Origin of the sequence: Prauserella marina, assembly GCF_002240355.1 — a bacterium.
Lineage (GTDB): Bacteria > Actinomycetota > Actinomycetes > Mycobacteriales > Pseudonocardiaceae > Prauserella_A > Prauserella_A marina.
This window is the reverse complement of sequence record NZ_CP016353.1, coordinates 3,874,295-3,888,590: the sequence shown is the minus strand read 5'-3', so window position 1 is coordinate 3,888,590 and position 14,296 is coordinate 3,874,295. Positions and strand designations below refer to the sequence as shown.

The window sequence follows — 14,296 nt, the reverse complement described above, 5'->3', positions numbered from 1 at the left end:
CAGCATGTGGTCGAGCCTGCTGGGCGTGGTGGCCGCACTGGCGATCACGTGCCTTGTCCTGGCATTCGTCCCGCCCTCCACAGCGGAACCTGGTCGCGAACCTGGGCGGGTTCGGCGCACCCTCGCCACCCTGCTGCCGGTACGGCGGGGGTTGGTCGCGTGTGCCCTGGGGGTTCTGGCATGGTGGGCGACGGGTTGGCCCGTCGCGGCGATTCTCGTCGTCCTCGCCGGAATGACCGTACCGACCTTCGCCCGCGGCAAAGAGGCGCAGCAGCTCATCGCCCGGTTGGATGCCCTGGCGAGTTGGGTGCGACGGCTGGGAGATGTTCTCGCCTCGGGCGCTGGTGGGCTGGAGCAAGCCATCGTCGTCTCGGCGCGGAACGCTCCCGAGGCGCTGGCCACGGAGATCGACACGCTGGCCGTGCGAGTCCGAACCCGTGGCCTGGAACCCGCACTCCGCGCGTTCGCAGACGACGTGGCTGATGTGGCCGCCGACGAAGTCGTGCTGGCGCTGATCATGCGCTCCCGCGCCGGAGGGCGCGGACTGGCCGCCATTTTGGACAGTAAGGCCACGGCACTGGAACGCGACGTGGTCGCGCGCCGCGACATCGAGGCCGACCGCGCGAAACCCCGCACCGACGTGCGCACCATCCTCGCCATCACCGCCGTCATGCTGCTCGGCTTGATGTTCTTCGCGGGCGAGTTCCTGACCCCCTACAACGGTCTGCTCGGACAACTCGTCCTGGCCGGGATCGGGGGCGTGTTGTGCGCGGCGGGATGGTGGATGCACATCCTGATCCGAACCCGGCGGCCTGCCCGACTGCTCGGAGCGAGCGCCCGCACTCCCGTCGGCACAGCGAAACCGCAACACCCGCACCACGAGGTGCTGCGATGAGTATCGGTGTTGCCGCCGTGTTGATCGGTGCCGTCGCGGGCGGAGCGGTCGTGTGCGTGATCGTGGCGCTGCTCCGCCCCGCACCCGTCAACGTTGCCGCAGCCGTGGCGATGCTGGATGACCGTCACGCGAGAGGTGTGGATGACACGGAGCACGAAGTCGGTTGGTGGCCACGGCGACTACGAGGGTTGGCCGGTTACGCGGCGCGGTCGAGCAACCGATGGTGGGGCATCCCGCCGGCCGATCTCGATATCCTCGACCTGACGCCGGAGCGCTATGTCGCTCGCCGCGTCACCTGGGCCGCCGGTGCTGCCGCGAGCACGATCGCGGTGGCGGGCGTGGCGTGGTTCGGTGGCATCGCCCCCTCTGGTCTTGTCGTGGTGCTGGCCGTCCTGATCGCGGCCGTGCTGGGCTCGGTCGTGCCGGTCCTGGCTGTTCGTGAGGACGCTGCTCGAGCGCGAGACGAGTTCCGCCGCGCCACCGCAAGCTATCTCGATCTCGTGGCACAGGAACGCGCCACCGGACGCGCGCCCGCGCAAGCCTTGAGCGAAGCCGCCGAGATCAGTGATTCCTGGGTGTTCGCGCGGATCGGTCGCACCCTTGGCCGGGCGATGCGCGCGGGCCAGCCGCCCTGGGAAGCCTTGTCACACCTAGGAAAACGGATGGGGGTGACCGAGCTGGCGGACCTGGCCGCCATCGCCGCGACAGCCGCGGACGGCGCAGCGGTGTACACCAGCCTGATCACCAAGGCCAGCGCCTTGCGTTCTGCCGCGCTGGCCGCCGACAAAGCCGAGGCCAACGCCCGCTCCCAACGGCTCGCGCTGCCGGTCGCCCTGCTCCTGATCGCCTTCCTGCTCCTGGTGATGTACCCGGCCATGATTCGCCTGCTCATAGGAGGGACATAGTCGAGTTGAGAAATCTCGTGCGGCGCAACAGGTCCAGACATGATGTCGAAGGAGGGCAATACCGATGCCGAAGACAGTCCGGGTGGACACCAGAGTGCAGTGGTGCCACAGCAAGCTCCTGGTTCTTGCCAGTGTCGCGATGGCGCTGGCTGCCCAGGTAGAGACCCGGTGGGCGCGGGTGCGTGCAGCCGGTGATCGCGGCTCGGAATCGGTGGAAAAAGCCGTGCTCGTGGCGATTGGTCTCGCGGTGGTGATCGGGCTGGGCGCCGCCATCCGCGCGGTGGTGCAGAAATACCAAGGCCAACTCGAATGAACAGCGCCGACATCCACTTTCTCAGCATGTCAACGATGGAAGGAACCAAGGATGGCTACTACGGAGGAAATCGAACGCCGCATTGAGGAAGCCGACGCCGCCCGGAGCGCGAAACGGGCTGCCGTAGCGACGCGCGTCGGCGAACTCGCGCAACGCCGGGACGCGGTCGCCGTGCAACTCGCCGAGATCGAACGTGAACTCGGTGAGGCACTGGCCGAGGCAGGCTCGATCATCGGCGTCGAGGAGCTCGCCCAGTTCACCGACGTCCCCGCCGCAGACCTCACCCGATGGCTCACCAACCACCAAGCACCCCGCCCAAAGCGACAGAAACGCCCGTCGCGCACCGCGAGCCGGAAACCGTCCACACGAGACAAACCAGCGGTGCCCCCGACGAACGCCCGACGCGTACCTGACCCTGCAGCCAACGGCGCGACAACCATGGGGAGCGAACCAGTCCCTGCGGAAGCACGGTGATGCACCGGCTTCTGGGCGAGGACACCGGATCGGAATCGGTCGGGCTCGCCGTGTTGTTCCCCGTCATCCTGCTGCTGATCCTGTCCGCCGTGCAGGGCGGCTTGTGGTGGCACGCACGCGCTATCGCAGCTCAAGCAGCACAGGTCGGCGTCGACGCCGGACGTCCGGTCGGCGCCACCCACTCGGCTGCGGTCGACGCCGCTCGCTCGGTCACCGTACGAGCCGGAAACGGCGCGCTCACCGCCGTCGATGTCGACGCCACGGTTACCGCGGAGACCGTCCAGGTCACCGTCGCAGGTAGCGCGCCTCGGCTTCTTCCGATCCCGGGGCTGGATATCCGGATCGACGTCAGCGCGCAGGCCAGCAAGGAACGATTCACCGTGCCACTTGCTGTCGGAGTTGACTCGTGAAGTGGAACGACGAGGGTTCGGTCAGCGTCGAGGCCGCCGTCCTCGTGCCCACCGTGCTCTTCGTCGGCCTGCTCATCGTCGCGGGCGCACGCACGTCCTCGGCCCAGCAGGCGGTCGACAACGCCGCCACCGCCGCGGCCAGGGCCGCCTCGATCGCCCGCGGCTCCGTCGCGGCACACCAGGCGGGAACAGAGGTCGCCCGCGAACGGCTGGCGCGTGAAGGCATCACCTGCCGGGAATCGAGCGTGTCCGTCGACGCCAGCCAGGTTGCCGTAGGACGCGCCACCCATGTCCGGGCCAGCGTGACCTGCCGCGTCCCGCTCGCTGATCTCGCCCTGCCCGTCCCCGGCGGAACCCGCTTGATCAGCAGCGCCTTCACCAGCCCGGTCGACCCATATCGAGGCGTGCCATGACCAGCCGAACGAGAGGCGATGACGGATCGGTCAGCGTGATGATCGCAGTCCTCATACCCGCCCTGCTCCTGGTCCTCGCGCTGGTGGTTGACGGCTCCGCGCGACTGCGGGCGATCGCCCGCGCCGACGCCCTGGCAGCCGAAGCCGCCCGCGCGGCCAACACCGCCGTCGACACCCGCAGCACCAGCGTCACGGTCGACACCGCGACCGCCGCCCGCACCGCCACCGACTACCTCGCCCACGCCGGACACCCCGGATACGTCACCATCACCGGCCCCCGCGCCGTGCGCGTCACGGTCACCGTCACCGAGCCCACCACCATCGGCCTGCTCGGAAGCACCGTGCACGCCACCGGCACCGCGCTCGCCCAACTCGGCGTCGGCACCCACGATGGCGGCCTGCCATGACCGCCCGATTGCGCGGGGTGTTCGCCGCGCTGGCCCTGCTCGCGTTCGTCGCCGGGATACCGTGCGGACTCTTTGCCCTCGGCGCCACTCCAGCCTCGCTGCTCCCGGACCACTGGCCGCAAGCGGCTCCGATCAGCCAGTGGCCCGAACGGATCTGGAACACGCTGCGGTGGGCCTGGCTGACCGGCGACCTCCTCGTCACGCTGCTGGTCATCGTGGCGTGGGCGGGCTGGCTGCTACTCACCCTGTCCGTCACCGCCGAAGTGATCCGCCAAACCCGGCACGGAGTCCGTGCCGCCCGCGGCGTCCTGGCCCGGGTTCCGCGCAGCAGGTGGATCGCCGGACTCGTCGCCGCCGCTCTCGTACTCCTCTCCTCCGGCACCGCTTCCGCACTGCCCACGACCGCCAGCCCCATCGTGGCCACCGCCCCGCCCCAGCCTCCACACCAGACCCACACCACCGCCGTCGAGCCGATACCGAAGCCAACGAACGCCCCGGAACACCGCACGCCCAGCCGAAACTGGGTCGACCCGGCCCTACGGCCGGACTGTCCGCGAATCCTGGTACACAAGGGAGACACGGCGTGGGGACTGGCCGAGTACCACCTCGGGGACGGCCGCCGCTTCCACGACATCGAACGCCTCAACGCCGACCGCATCCCCAACATCCACGAGCTCCATCCAGACGATGTGCTCCTGCTGCCACCGGAGGCCGTGAAACTTCCCCCGGACACCTCGGATGCCCAAGGGAGCGCACGGACCGTGACGGTGGAACCCGGCGACACCCTCTCTGCCATCGCCGAACGCGAACTGGGAAATCCGGAAGCCTGGCCCGCCTTGTTCGACGCCACCCTCGGAACTCCACAACCCGACGGACGCGTCCTGCGCCATCCCGACCAACTTCTACCCGGCTGGCAGATCCACATCCCCGCCACCTCAAACCCCACCCCGCCCCATCCAACCCCGCCGCCCCCACCGGCAAGCACCCCGCCGACGCCGCCGAACGACGCCCACGACCCCAGACAGGACCACGGCACACCAGTACAGCTTCCCAGCGGCGGACTGATCGGGTTCGGCGTAGCGCTGAGCATCGTCGCCTTACTCGTCCTTGTCCGGCGACGGCGCCGCGCCCGCCGCAACCCCACCGGCAGCCTCACCGCGCCACACCACCCGGGGCCTCCAGATCCCGCACGGCCCGGTTCGGCCATCGCGGCCCTCGACCACGCCGTGCACTCCAGCCAGCGCGACGAGGCCGAACCTCAGGACGACGGGCACGACGATGGCCCGGCCGACACCCTCGCGGCAGGGCGGCGACCTGTCTGGCCGCCGCCCGCACCCGTGATCACCGCCCACACCGACACCGGCGTGCGGCAACTGGACCTGTCCGCCGCTCCCGGGCTCGCGCTGACCGGCCCCGGGGCCGCGCCCGCAGCCCGCGCCGTGCTGGCCGCCGTGCTCGCCGTCGATGCGCGCCACCCGGCCCAGGCACTACTGGCCGCTTCCGCACCTGCCGCGCTGCTCGCCGACACCGGCGACCAGCCTGCCCTGCACCGGATTCCCGGAGTCGAAGTCATCGAGGACGAGGGCGTGGCGTTGGCACACCTGCGCACGGAACTCGCCCGCCGTACCAGGATCCACGACGACCAGCTCGCCGCCGACGAACTCCACGAGGAGCCGGGCGACGACCCCGGCCAGCCGCTGCTCCTCGTCGCCGCGACACCATCCCCGCACCATCGCCGGGAATGGGCCACGATCAGTGACCACGGCCGCCCCCTCGGCATCCACACCATGTTCCTCGGGGACCACGGACTTCACGATGCCGGCGACTCGATCCACCTGGCCCTCGATGAGGACGGCACCATCACCGCCGCCCACGGCCCCAGCACCGACACGCTGCTGGGAGCACGCGTCGACACGCTCACCACAGCCGACGCCGCCGAGATCTGGCACCTGCTGGCCGAAGCCCGCACCCCCATGCCCAGCCACACCCATCACGACGTGGGCGAGAACGACCGTGACACCAGCGATGACCAGCGTGTGGATTCCGAGGAAGCCAGCGCGCGGCACAACACAGGAGTCGCAGTAACTTCAGCCCAGGACGGCGCAGCTGTTGTGGTGCGACTGCTCGGCGGCATGCGCGTGGAAGCCCACGAACAACAGGTTCGCGGGCTCCGATCCCGCACCCGCGAAGTCCTTGCCTACCTCGCCGCTCACCACCACGGCACCACCGCCGACACGCTCCGCGAAGCCGTGCTGCCCGACCAACCCGCCGCGCGGCTGCACGAAGCCATCTCCCACGGCCGCTCCGCCCTACGCAAAGCCACCGGAGCCAGCGAGGCCATGTTCGTCATCGCCGAATCCGGACGCTACTGCCTCGACCCCGCCATCATCACCGCCGACGTCTGGGATTTGGAGGACACCCTCACCCACGCCCGCACCGCCAGCCATCCCGGCACTCGCTTGGAGGCCCTTCGCTATCTCTCGCGCCTATGCCGGACCGGTGCGCCACTCGAGGGCGCACCGTACTCGTGGGCCGAACCGATCGCCGAACACTGGCGCAGCCAGGCCGTCGACGCCCTCGTCGCCCTCGCCTGCGACGTCCGCGCCGACAACCCCGACGAGGCGCTCGACGCGCTCGCCGTCGCCATCACCTGGGACCCCTACACCGAAGCCCTCTACCGCCGCACCATCGCCCTGCAACGCGACCTCGGCCGCCACGACGCCGCACACACCACCTACCGGCACCTGCAAGCCAACCTCCGCGACATCGACCTCGAACCCGACCCCGCCACCACCGCACTACTGGAAAAAGCACCTATCCCACGGCGCTAAATTCACCGCTTCCGCTTCACATAAAGGTGTGTTCCGCTTCAGGCGCAACCAAACCCAACACCCAGCAAACAGGACTCCCGCATGGGGCAATACACAAACCGTCGAAGCGAACAAGCGGCAGCGTCCCGACGAACAGGGGAAGCCGCGCGGAAATGCAACTCGCTCCAGAACAACCGGAACGGGGGCCTACCGGGCAATCAAAGGTTCCCATGGAAGTCTACTTCGCCGACAAGACGGCAACCCAGGACGGCGTCAACGAGGGGACAGCCGGGGCGTCGTTGTGGACGTCGACGGCACGTCGCTTGAAGGACGACCCCTCACTGACCCCTTCCGGCTCCCTGTCTTCCCAGGTCAACCCGCCTTGCGGCGCGCGGACGACGAGCCAGACTGATCACGATAATCACTCCGAACAGGCTCCTCGCCTCACATGCCACTCGCTCTCCTGCGGATTCTGCCATTGTTTGTGTCGAATTAATCGACACAAACAATGGCATCGATAAACAGCAGGACCGCGTAGTCCTCGTTGTCGTGTTCCCGTGTCACGTACGCGCGCGTATGCGCGCATTTTCGCATGTCAGGCGCGCGACGCGGCTAGAAAAACATCGGAAAATCCGCGCCACGCTATTGTGTTCCGTCAGTGCGCCGAGCTAGCGTGGAACTATCAGCGGAAACGGAAACCGCAAAACCCAACAATCGGGTATCCCGGCCGAAATGTGCCCTGACAATAGAGCCGGGACAACACCCCCCCCACACGGAAAACCGCAGCCGACTTTCGGGAGGAAGCCATGACGAAGATCATGTTCGACTACTTCCGGGTGCTCGAAGCCTACGAATTCGAGCCCGACAACAACGGTGAGACCTTCCGAAGCCCCGGCGGTCAGGTCTCGGTCACCATCGCTGACCGAGAAGGTTCGCTCACCGTGACCGCCCTTACCGGCGACCGGGCGCGGCTCATCCGCTGGACAACCCTGATCAGCGGCGCACCCGCTGAGGTGCTCGATGCCGCTCTGCGTGCCGCCGAACCCGAACTAACAACAAGTGTCCACAGTGGATGAACGAAGGTGTGATAACAATGAACGACGAGTTCAAGGCCGGTATGAAGGCGCTCCGCGAGTACATGGCTCGCGAGGTAGAGAAGGCCCCCGCGCCTCCGGGGGACGTGCTCGCCCGCGCGATCACCCGGGATGATGTCCGGCGGTACCCCACCTACTTCATCTGGGGACCGGGCCGTGATATCGCCAGCCGGACCGATTGCGGGCATGGTTACTACCTGACCGATTCATGCCCTGGCTGTGACGCTGACGAGGACAACCTACATCAGAGTCCATAGTGGACCTATGGGTAGGAGGCAAAGCCGATGACTACCGCAACAACCAAACGTCCTGAAACCGCGACGGGCGAGATTGTTAGCCAAATCGTACGCCTGGAGTGTGGCCACGAGTGCTGTTACCGAATTCCCCAGCCTCTGGCGGATTCCGGCTTCGCGCGAGTCGGCGTGGCATGGCGCTGTGCGACATGCGACCCAAGCGGCGAAACCAAACGGCGGATCGCTGATGTGAACAAGTGCCGGTAGTCGATCAGGAACCGTCCGTCAGGAGCCCGACGTGCTGCAACCCGAGGCTGGAAGCTCCTCCAGTCTCGGGTTGCGGTGGTCGAGTGTCAGCCGGTGAGAGTGTGCTGGTGTGATCAAGGTGACGAGTTGCTTGGCGGCGTGCAGGGGTGGCCCAACGGGGAATGGAATAGATGACATGCGAATCGACCTGCTAACCGTTCAAAACGAACCGTAACAGTCCAAAGTGGACCCTGCGGCGATGATGAGAAGGTAACGCACAATACGGTGCAGGCCGGAAAACGGACCATTTGCCGTGCAGGCGGCCGTGAGCTTCTGAACTCGCCGTTCGACGGGGGAGCGCGAACTAGTATCCGGGAACATCGGCGACGTAGCTGTACGTAAGCGCCGCGTCGATACCAATGACCACGACAAGTGCCGACAAGGCGAGCGCTCCGCCCGCGAAGCCCATCGTAAGCAGCGACCGCCGCGACGCCGATGTAAGTACTGCAAGGATCGAGAGCACGAGCGCGATCCCCCCGAGCGTAAGAAGCACAGGGTAGTCGAACGCGTCTGCCTGCAATGAGAAGAGCACTGCCGCCAAAGTGACCACAGCCGCTGGCCACGTCACGATGTGGTGAAGCGGTACAGGGCGTGCGGATGCTGCGACAGTCATTGGCGACTCCTAATGTTGATACTCCTGATCAACAGTCGGAGATGCCCGTTCAAGCGTTACGTCGGGCACCAGGACGCACCCACGCCCAGGATCCGCCGCGGATCGGCAAGAGCGGGTTCTTCGCCGTGGCAATCGCTGTCCCGAGTACTAGCGGTCAGGGCAGTCCGCCGCTACGTGGCGCAGGTAACCCAGGCGGAACGGATGTCCTCGACCAGCCGTCCGGTTTCGCGGGCGTGCACGCTGATCCGCGACCCGGTCCCGATCGCGGGCCCGGTGACTCTGCGCGGGGTCATGGGGGACGGTGGGCGTCGGGGGTCGCGGCCACGACGGTGAGTTCGGAACCGTGGCCGACACCGCGATGCGGCCTGGAGCAGGGGTAGCGGGTAGAGCGGTGTGAGCTGCATAAGGGGCCTTTTTTCTTTCGTCGGGTGCTGACTGGAATGCCAGGCCGGGGTGCCGCCGGGCTATCGGCGGCACCCCGGCCCGGGTGGGTCAGTCGGTGGCGAGCTGGTAGCAGCGCGGCTTCTTCTGGATTAGTACGACGGTGCCCTTCTCGACAAGCTTGTCGAGTGCGTTGCGTACCGCACCGGAGGATCGAACCAGCTTGCGGCTAATGTCGCCTGCCGTGTAGGCGGTACCGCGCCGGTCCGGCTCAGACAGGAAGTCCTCGACCAGCCCGTGCAGGGCGCCCTTGGGTAGCCTGCCGCTCGGTGCGGAAGCGGCTCCTGTATCGGTCTTGCGCCGCGACGCTGTCGTGGCGCGCTTGGTGGCCTTCGGGCTGACCTCGATCGGTACTGGCAGCCCCCAGCGGACGGGGTCGTTGTGTGCGGGGGTGCCCTTGCCGGGTAGCTGCACGGCTTGCCCCACGCTAGACCAAGCGGAGAGGTGCTTGTTTGCGGTCGATACCCCGATACCTGCCAACTCGGCTAGTTCGCGGGATGTTCTGCCGGGGTTGAGGCGCAGCGCGGCGCGCAATCGGTCGGCTGCCGACGGGGTGCTCCTGCCGTTGGTGGTCCCCTTCGCTGAGGCCGCGGTCTTCGTGCTCTTGGTGCTCTTCGTGGTCTTGGTGGTGCGTGGCATGACGATGCACTCCTTCGATCGGATCTGGGTTGGATGTTCATGCCCGGGGAGTCTTCCGGGGGTGCAACCGAATGAAGCGGGCTATGACGTCCATCAACCCTCGATCGCCCGGTGAAGTCAACTGTATGTCCAAACAAGACGCTCTTCTTGTTGGATCGACCATTTCCCGTTGGTGCCCTTGACATTCCCATACGAGTCGAGCGTCGATGTAGGTCCCGGCACGGCAGACGGCCGCCGCCCGGGGTGACCGGCCGACAACGGCCACACATCCACCTATGAAAGGAAACCGTAACCATGTCGTATACCGACACCCTGCACGCGACCGGCGCTCCGGAGGTCGAATACCTGATCGGCGATAACTACCACGCAACGGCCAATCGGCCGTTGGCTGAGGTGGCCCCGTTGCTGATGCGGGACCTCCTCGATGTTCAGGGTGACGACGGAATAGCCCCCAGGGCCGTGTTCGATGTCCGGGCCGATGAGTCTGGTCCGGTCGGCGTTTTGCGTGTCATTGTGTCAGGGATGACGAGGACATCGTGGGAATCGGCCGAGGCGTACCGCACGGTCGTTCGGGACACGATCCGTAGCGTGTTCGAGCTGGCTAGCCACTACAACCGAGTGGAGGCGCGTCGGCCCGACCGTGCCCGATTCATCCTTGCAATTGATCTCGTGTCCGACAGCGACAAGATCGTGTGTGGGGTCATCGGCACGATGCACTACACGGGGCAGTAATCCCTTCTCGCGCCGTAGTCGCCGAAACGGTGACTACGGCGCGACCCCATCCCGACTCGGGGTCGTCGTTGAGCACGGTCCGGTCGTGGTGTGGTCACGTTGCACCGCCGGACAACCATCGCCACTTCCGTTGCCGCGCCGATGGCGGAGGTGGTGGTCGTAGGTTCGGTCCGCGTTCTCGATTCGCTCGTCGCGAACGCTCCTTGCAAAAAGACGTCCTATATGGACAGTTGATTGGATCGTTCACGGCCATGTGCCTAGTGTTGGAGGTCGGTCACTATGGGGTGCATAGCGTCGATGCGTGTTGGTGGTAGAAGGTGACCGGGTCGGTGGGTTGGCCGCCAGGTTCGATTTGAAAGTGTAGGTGTGGTCCGGTGGATTGGCCACGGTTGCCGACTTCGGCGATGGGTTGTCCGGCCTGAACGGTGTCGCCTACGGCGACGAGGTTGCGGTGGTTGTGCCCGTAGGTGGTGATGGTGCCGCCGTCGTGTTCGATGCGGACCCATAGGCCGTAGCCGGTGGCTGGGCCGGAGGCGATTACCCGGCCGCTGTTGGCGGCGACGATCGGGGTTCCGATGGGTGCGGCGATGTCTTGTCCCCGGTGGAATTCGGCGCCTCGGGGCCCGAATCCGGAGGTGCAGCGTCCGGTGGTGGGTGGGACCCAGCCACCGTTACGAGCTGGGGTGCAGCTCACTTCGGTCAGTGCGGTGACGATCTGCCGTGCCGCTTGCTCGTAGTCGGCGTACCGGTCGGGGAAACCTGAGCGTTGTACTGCTTGAGCGGCGGGAGCGAGATCCATCTGCTGCCAGTGGGGGAGTGCCAGCAGGTGCTGGTAGAACTTCCTGGCCGCGTAGGCGGGGTCGAGAATCTCCTTGGGCGTTCCCCATCCCATCGATGGGCGTTGCTGGAAGAGTCCTAGGGAGTCGCGGTCTCCGTAGGTGAGGCTGCGGAGACCGGACTCGGTGATGGCGGTGGCGATCGCGATCACCCAGCCATATTCGGGCACTTGGAGCTGTTTGCCGACAGCGACGATGGTGGCGGCATGGGCCATTTGGTCGGGGCCGTACCCGGCCACGGTGCCGGTGGGGGAACAGGCGATGACCCCGCTTCCGTCGCCACTAGCCCCATCGGTGCTCAGGACCGCGCCGAGGGTGGAGGGAAGGAGTAGCACCGGTGCGAGCGCGACGCAGAACGTGCCCATGGCGAGTTTCGCGCTGGTTTTCACCGGGTTCTCCTCCTCTGTCGGCGGGCTCACATGCGGGCGAGGTCAGCAAGGCGCTTACGGTGGTGGCCCTGCATCGGTAGCCATACCGGTCCTCCGGGAGTGCGCAGCGCCTCGCCGCTCGCGGTGGCGATACGCCATCCGACATCGCCGTCCGCCAGTGCGAGGCTGGCGTCAATGGCTGTCAGGCGTTCGCGCAGGTTGGCTTCCCGGGTGGGCGAGTGGAGTCCGAACAGGACCCAGAATCCGTGGTGTTGCTGGGTTTTCCGCGCGGGGTGTGGGCCGCCCGCGCGGGCGAGTTCGGCGTAGCTGTCGAGTTTCTCGATGACGCGGGTGAGCGGTTCGGTGCCGGTGTCGTGTTCGTAGCAGGCCACGAGTTGGTTGCCGTGCTCGCGATAGACGAGCAGGGCGTCGGGACGGGCCAGGCCGCCGCAGTCGGCGGTGGCGGAGCGTTCGCCGTGCCACAACCGCAGTTCCGCGTCGTCGCTGGTGCGAACGTGCGCCGACAGTGCGGCGACGACGTCGTTGATGCCGAGCAGGTGCGCGAGTCGGGGGTTGGTGGCCAGGCGCAGTACCTGTTCGCGCACGCTGTTCGGCCGGGGTGGGGTGAGGCCGCGCGTGGCGGCGAGGACGCCGTGTCCGGCGACGCCGAGGGTGTAGCGCCAGCCGGTGAGCGTGCCGTTCGCGGAGGGGTGGCGGAAGCGGTCGAGCACGTGCCAATGCCACAGTTGCAGCAGCCGACGCTGTGCCCGGTTGAGGCTGGGATAGGGCAGCAGGTCGGCGATCTGGGTGCTGGTAAGGACCCGGTGCTCGTCCAACAGTCGCAGCAGGGTCCGGTCTCGTTCGGTGAGCCGGGAGGCCAGCTCGACCGGGTCGGCGATCCTGGTCCGAGGGCGTACTCGCCGACGCGTTGGAACGCTCGGTGCGGATGTTTCTCCGGTGTCAGGCATAGAAATCCTCCAGTGACGGTCTTCGCGGTGACGACCAGTTGGTTGCCTCAGTCGAGGTCGAGGTCGGTGCTGTGGTGTGGGGCGCGGGTGGCGAAGGTGCGGCGGCTGCGGGCGCGGTCGCGGGTGGCGCGGTCGATGCCGTGCGCACGGGCCGCCGCGCGGAGTTCGTCGCCCCGGCCGTTGATCACCGGTGGTGGGGCGATGGTGCGCAGGGTGAAGCCGGTGGTGTCGCGGTTGTCGACCGACAACCGGCACGCCGCTTGGTAGCGGGCCAGCCGGGTGAGGTCGCCCGCGTTGAGGTGCGGGCCGATGTGCGCGGCCAAATGTCGCGCGTCGTCGGGGGAGACACCGAAGAACAGCTTGTTGCGGGCGTTGGCATCCAGGGCTCGCGCGAGGCTGGGGGTGAGTTGGTCGAGGTGCTGGTGGGCCAGGACCCAGCCGACGTGGTAGCCGCGGGACTCGGCCAGCGCGTCGCCGAGCGGGGTGGGCAGGTTGAGAAAGTTCTGCGCCTCGTCGATGAGGATGGTGGCGTCGGCGCGGGTGTGCTCGGGTTGGTGGGAGCGCCCGATCGCCGCCTGCCACAGCGAGGCCACCAGCAGCGATCCGACCAGCCGGGCGGAGTCTTCGCCGAGTTCGCCTTTGGGGAGGCGGGCGAGCAGGATGCCGCCGTCGAGCACGTCGGCCGGGTCGAACGAGCTGGTGGCGGTGCCGTAGAGGTCGGCGACGAACCGGCGGACGGTGACCGCGCGCAGCTTGGACAGCACCGGACCGGCCTGCTGGGCTGCGGCTGAGGGGGTGAGCTTGTCGTAGGCGTTCCAGAACGCCCCGATCCCGGTGGGGTCCTCGCGCCGGATGCGGCGGGTGGCTTCTGTGCGGAAGCGGGAGTTGGTGAGCAGCAGGGGAATGTCGGCCAGTGTGGAGCCGGGCCGCCCGGTGAGGGTGTAGGTGGCGGCGCGCAGCGTGTCTTCGACGCGTGGTCCCCACCAGGATGAGTAGAGGCGGTGCAGTGTGGACACGAGGTGCTCGGCGACGGTCTCGCCGCCGAGCCCAGCCGGGTCCAGCACGTTCAGCGCCGCAGGGGCGATCTCTTCGTCGGGGTCGATGAGGACGAGGCGCTGACCGGCGTCGTGGGGCATCCGGTCGAGAAGATCCCGGATCAGGTCTCCGCGGGGCTCGATCACGGCGATCCCGCGCCCGGCCTCGATGTCGGCGAGCGCGAGGTGCAGCAGCTCGGTCGACTTGCCTTTACCGGTCGTGCCCGCGATGTGCAGGTGGTGGCGGGCGTCGACCACGGGCAGCACGACCCTGCGTGCTGGCCCGGCGTCGGTGATGCCGAGTGGTTTCGGAGTCCGGCGTCGGCGATCACCGGCCGGACGCAGCGTGAGCCTCGGCGGCCCAGTCGCGGCGGAGTCCGATGCGGACTTCGGTGTGGCGGGCAA

The 14,296-nt window shown here is 67.5% G+C and carries 16 protein-coding genes; 10 read left to right on the top strand and 6 right to left on the bottom strand.

Going from position 1 to position 14,296, the window contains the following annotated elements; all coding sequences use genetic code 11:
• Positions 1-4: 4 nt before the first annotated feature.
• The 3 genes from BAY61_RS18240 (at position 5) to BAY61_RS18230 (ending at position 2,113) form a co-directional block, all read left to right on the top strand.
• The gene (locus BAY61_RS18240; RefSeq protein WP_245866229.1) at positions 5-895 is read left to right on the top strand and encodes a type II secretion system F family protein; all 891 of its coding nucleotides are present in this window, start codon (positions 5-7) and stop codon (positions 893-895) included.
• Entirely contained in the window at positions 892-1,800 is a 909-nt protein-coding gene (locus BAY61_RS18235; protein WP_091808815.1) for a type II secretion system F family protein, read from the top strand. The genes BAY61_RS18240 and BAY61_RS18235 overlap by 4 nt, the downstream gene beginning before the upstream one ends.
• A gap of 64 nt (positions 1,801-1,864) precedes the next feature.
• Positions 1,865-2,113 (top strand): hypothetical protein, encoded by a 249-nt coding sequence (locus BAY61_RS18230; RefSeq protein WP_091808813.1) that lies wholly within the window; start codon positions 1,865-1,867, stop codon positions 2,111-2,113.
• A gap of 21 nt (positions 2,114-2,134) precedes the next feature.
• Here BAY61_RS18230 and BAY61_RS32970 read toward each other — a convergent pair whose 3' ends face one another.
• The gene (locus tag BAY61_RS32970) at positions 2,135-2,416 is read right to left on the bottom strand and encodes a hypothetical protein (RefSeq protein ID WP_143021426.1); all 282 of its coding nucleotides are present in this window, start codon (positions 2,414-2,416) and stop codon (positions 2,135-2,137) included.
• Between the two features lie 170 nt (positions 2,417-2,586).
• Between BAY61_RS32970 and BAY61_RS18220 the strand changes: the two genes are divergently transcribed.
• The 6 genes from BAY61_RS18220 to BAY61_RS18195 all read left to right on the top strand — a co-directional run bounded on the left by BAY61_RS18220 (position 2,587) and on the right by BAY61_RS18195 (position 7,978).
• A complete protein-coding gene (locus tag BAY61_RS18220; protein ID WP_245865199.1) occupies positions 2,587-2,997 on the top strand; it encodes a TadE/TadG family type IV pilus assembly protein in 411 nt (136 codons plus the stop codon).
• Positions 2,994-3,410 carry a TadE/TadG family type IV pilus assembly protein gene (locus BAY61_RS18215; protein ID WP_091808810.1) on the top strand — a complete coding sequence of 139 codons (417 nt, stop codon included), beginning with the start codon at positions 2,994-2,996 and terminating at the stop codon, positions 3,408-3,410. Before BAY61_RS18220 ends, BAY61_RS18215 begins: the two co-directional genes overlap by 4 nt.
• Positions 3,407-3,817, top strand: a complete 411-nt coding sequence (locus tag BAY61_RS18210) for a hypothetical protein (protein ID WP_091808808.1) — start codon at positions 3,407-3,409, stop codon at positions 3,815-3,817. The genes BAY61_RS18215 and BAY61_RS18210 overlap by 4 nt, the downstream gene beginning before the upstream one ends.
• Positions 3,814-6,648, top strand: a complete 2,835-nt coding sequence (locus tag BAY61_RS18205; protein ID WP_091808807.1) for an AfsR/SARP family transcriptional regulator — start codon at positions 3,814-3,816, stop codon at positions 6,646-6,648. The genes BAY61_RS18210 and BAY61_RS18205 overlap by 4 nt, the downstream gene beginning before the upstream one ends.
• A gap of 785 nt (positions 6,649-7,433) precedes the next feature.
• A complete protein-coding gene (locus BAY61_RS18200) occupies positions 7,434-7,703 on the top strand; it encodes a hypothetical protein (protein ID WP_091808805.1) in 270 nt (89 codons plus the stop codon).
• Between the two features lie 17 nt (positions 7,704-7,720).
• Positions 7,721-7,978, top strand: coding sequence for a hypothetical protein (locus BAY61_RS18195; RefSeq protein ID WP_091808803.1), 258 nt, complete (start codon positions 7,721-7,723; stop codon positions 7,976-7,978).
• Between the two features lie 586 nt (positions 7,979-8,564).
• Here the strand turns inward: BAY61_RS18195 and BAY61_RS18190 are convergent.
• Together BAY61_RS18190 and BAY61_RS18185 are read right to left on the bottom strand one after the other, a co-directional pair.
• Entirely contained in the window at positions 8,565-8,873 is a 309-nt protein-coding gene (locus tag BAY61_RS18190; RefSeq protein ID WP_143021425.1) for a hypothetical protein, read from the bottom strand.
• A 492-nt stretch (positions 8,874-9,365) separates the two neighbouring features.
• Positions 9,366-9,953 carry a hypothetical protein gene (locus BAY61_RS18185; RefSeq protein ID WP_091808800.1) on the bottom strand — a complete coding sequence of 196 codons (588 nt, stop codon included), beginning with the start codon at positions 9,951-9,953 and terminating at the stop codon, positions 9,366-9,368.
• 294 nt (positions 9,954-10,247) lie between these two features.
• Between BAY61_RS18185 and BAY61_RS18180 the strand changes: the two genes are divergently transcribed.
• Complete coding sequence (locus tag BAY61_RS18180) at positions 10,248-10,685, top strand: hypothetical protein (RefSeq protein WP_091808799.1); 438 nt, start codon at positions 10,248-10,250, stop codon at positions 10,683-10,685.
• 277 nt (positions 10,686-10,962) lie between these two features.
• Here the strand turns inward: BAY61_RS18180 and BAY61_RS18175 are convergent, their stop codons facing one another.
• From BAY61_RS18175 to BAY61_RS18165, 3 genes are read right to left on the bottom strand one after another with little or no spacing between them, the layout of a single operon-like run.
• Positions 10,963-11,910, bottom strand: coding sequence for a M23 family metallopeptidase (locus tag BAY61_RS18175; RefSeq protein ID WP_091808797.1), 948 nt, complete (start codon positions 11,908-11,910; stop codon positions 10,963-10,965).
• Positions 11,911-11,936: 26 nt separating this feature from the next.
• Positions 11,937-12,857 carry a replication-relaxation family protein gene (locus BAY61_RS18170; protein WP_091808796.1) on the bottom strand — a complete coding sequence of 307 codons (921 nt, stop codon included), beginning with the start codon at positions 12,855-12,857 and terminating at the stop codon, positions 11,937-11,939.
• Between the two features lie 47 nt (positions 12,858-12,904).
• The gene (locus BAY61_RS18165; RefSeq protein ID WP_094168496.1) at positions 12,905-14,296 is read right to left on the bottom strand and encodes a type IV secretory system conjugative DNA transfer family protein; all 1,392 of its coding nucleotides are present in this window, start codon (positions 14,294-14,296) and stop codon (positions 12,905-12,907) included.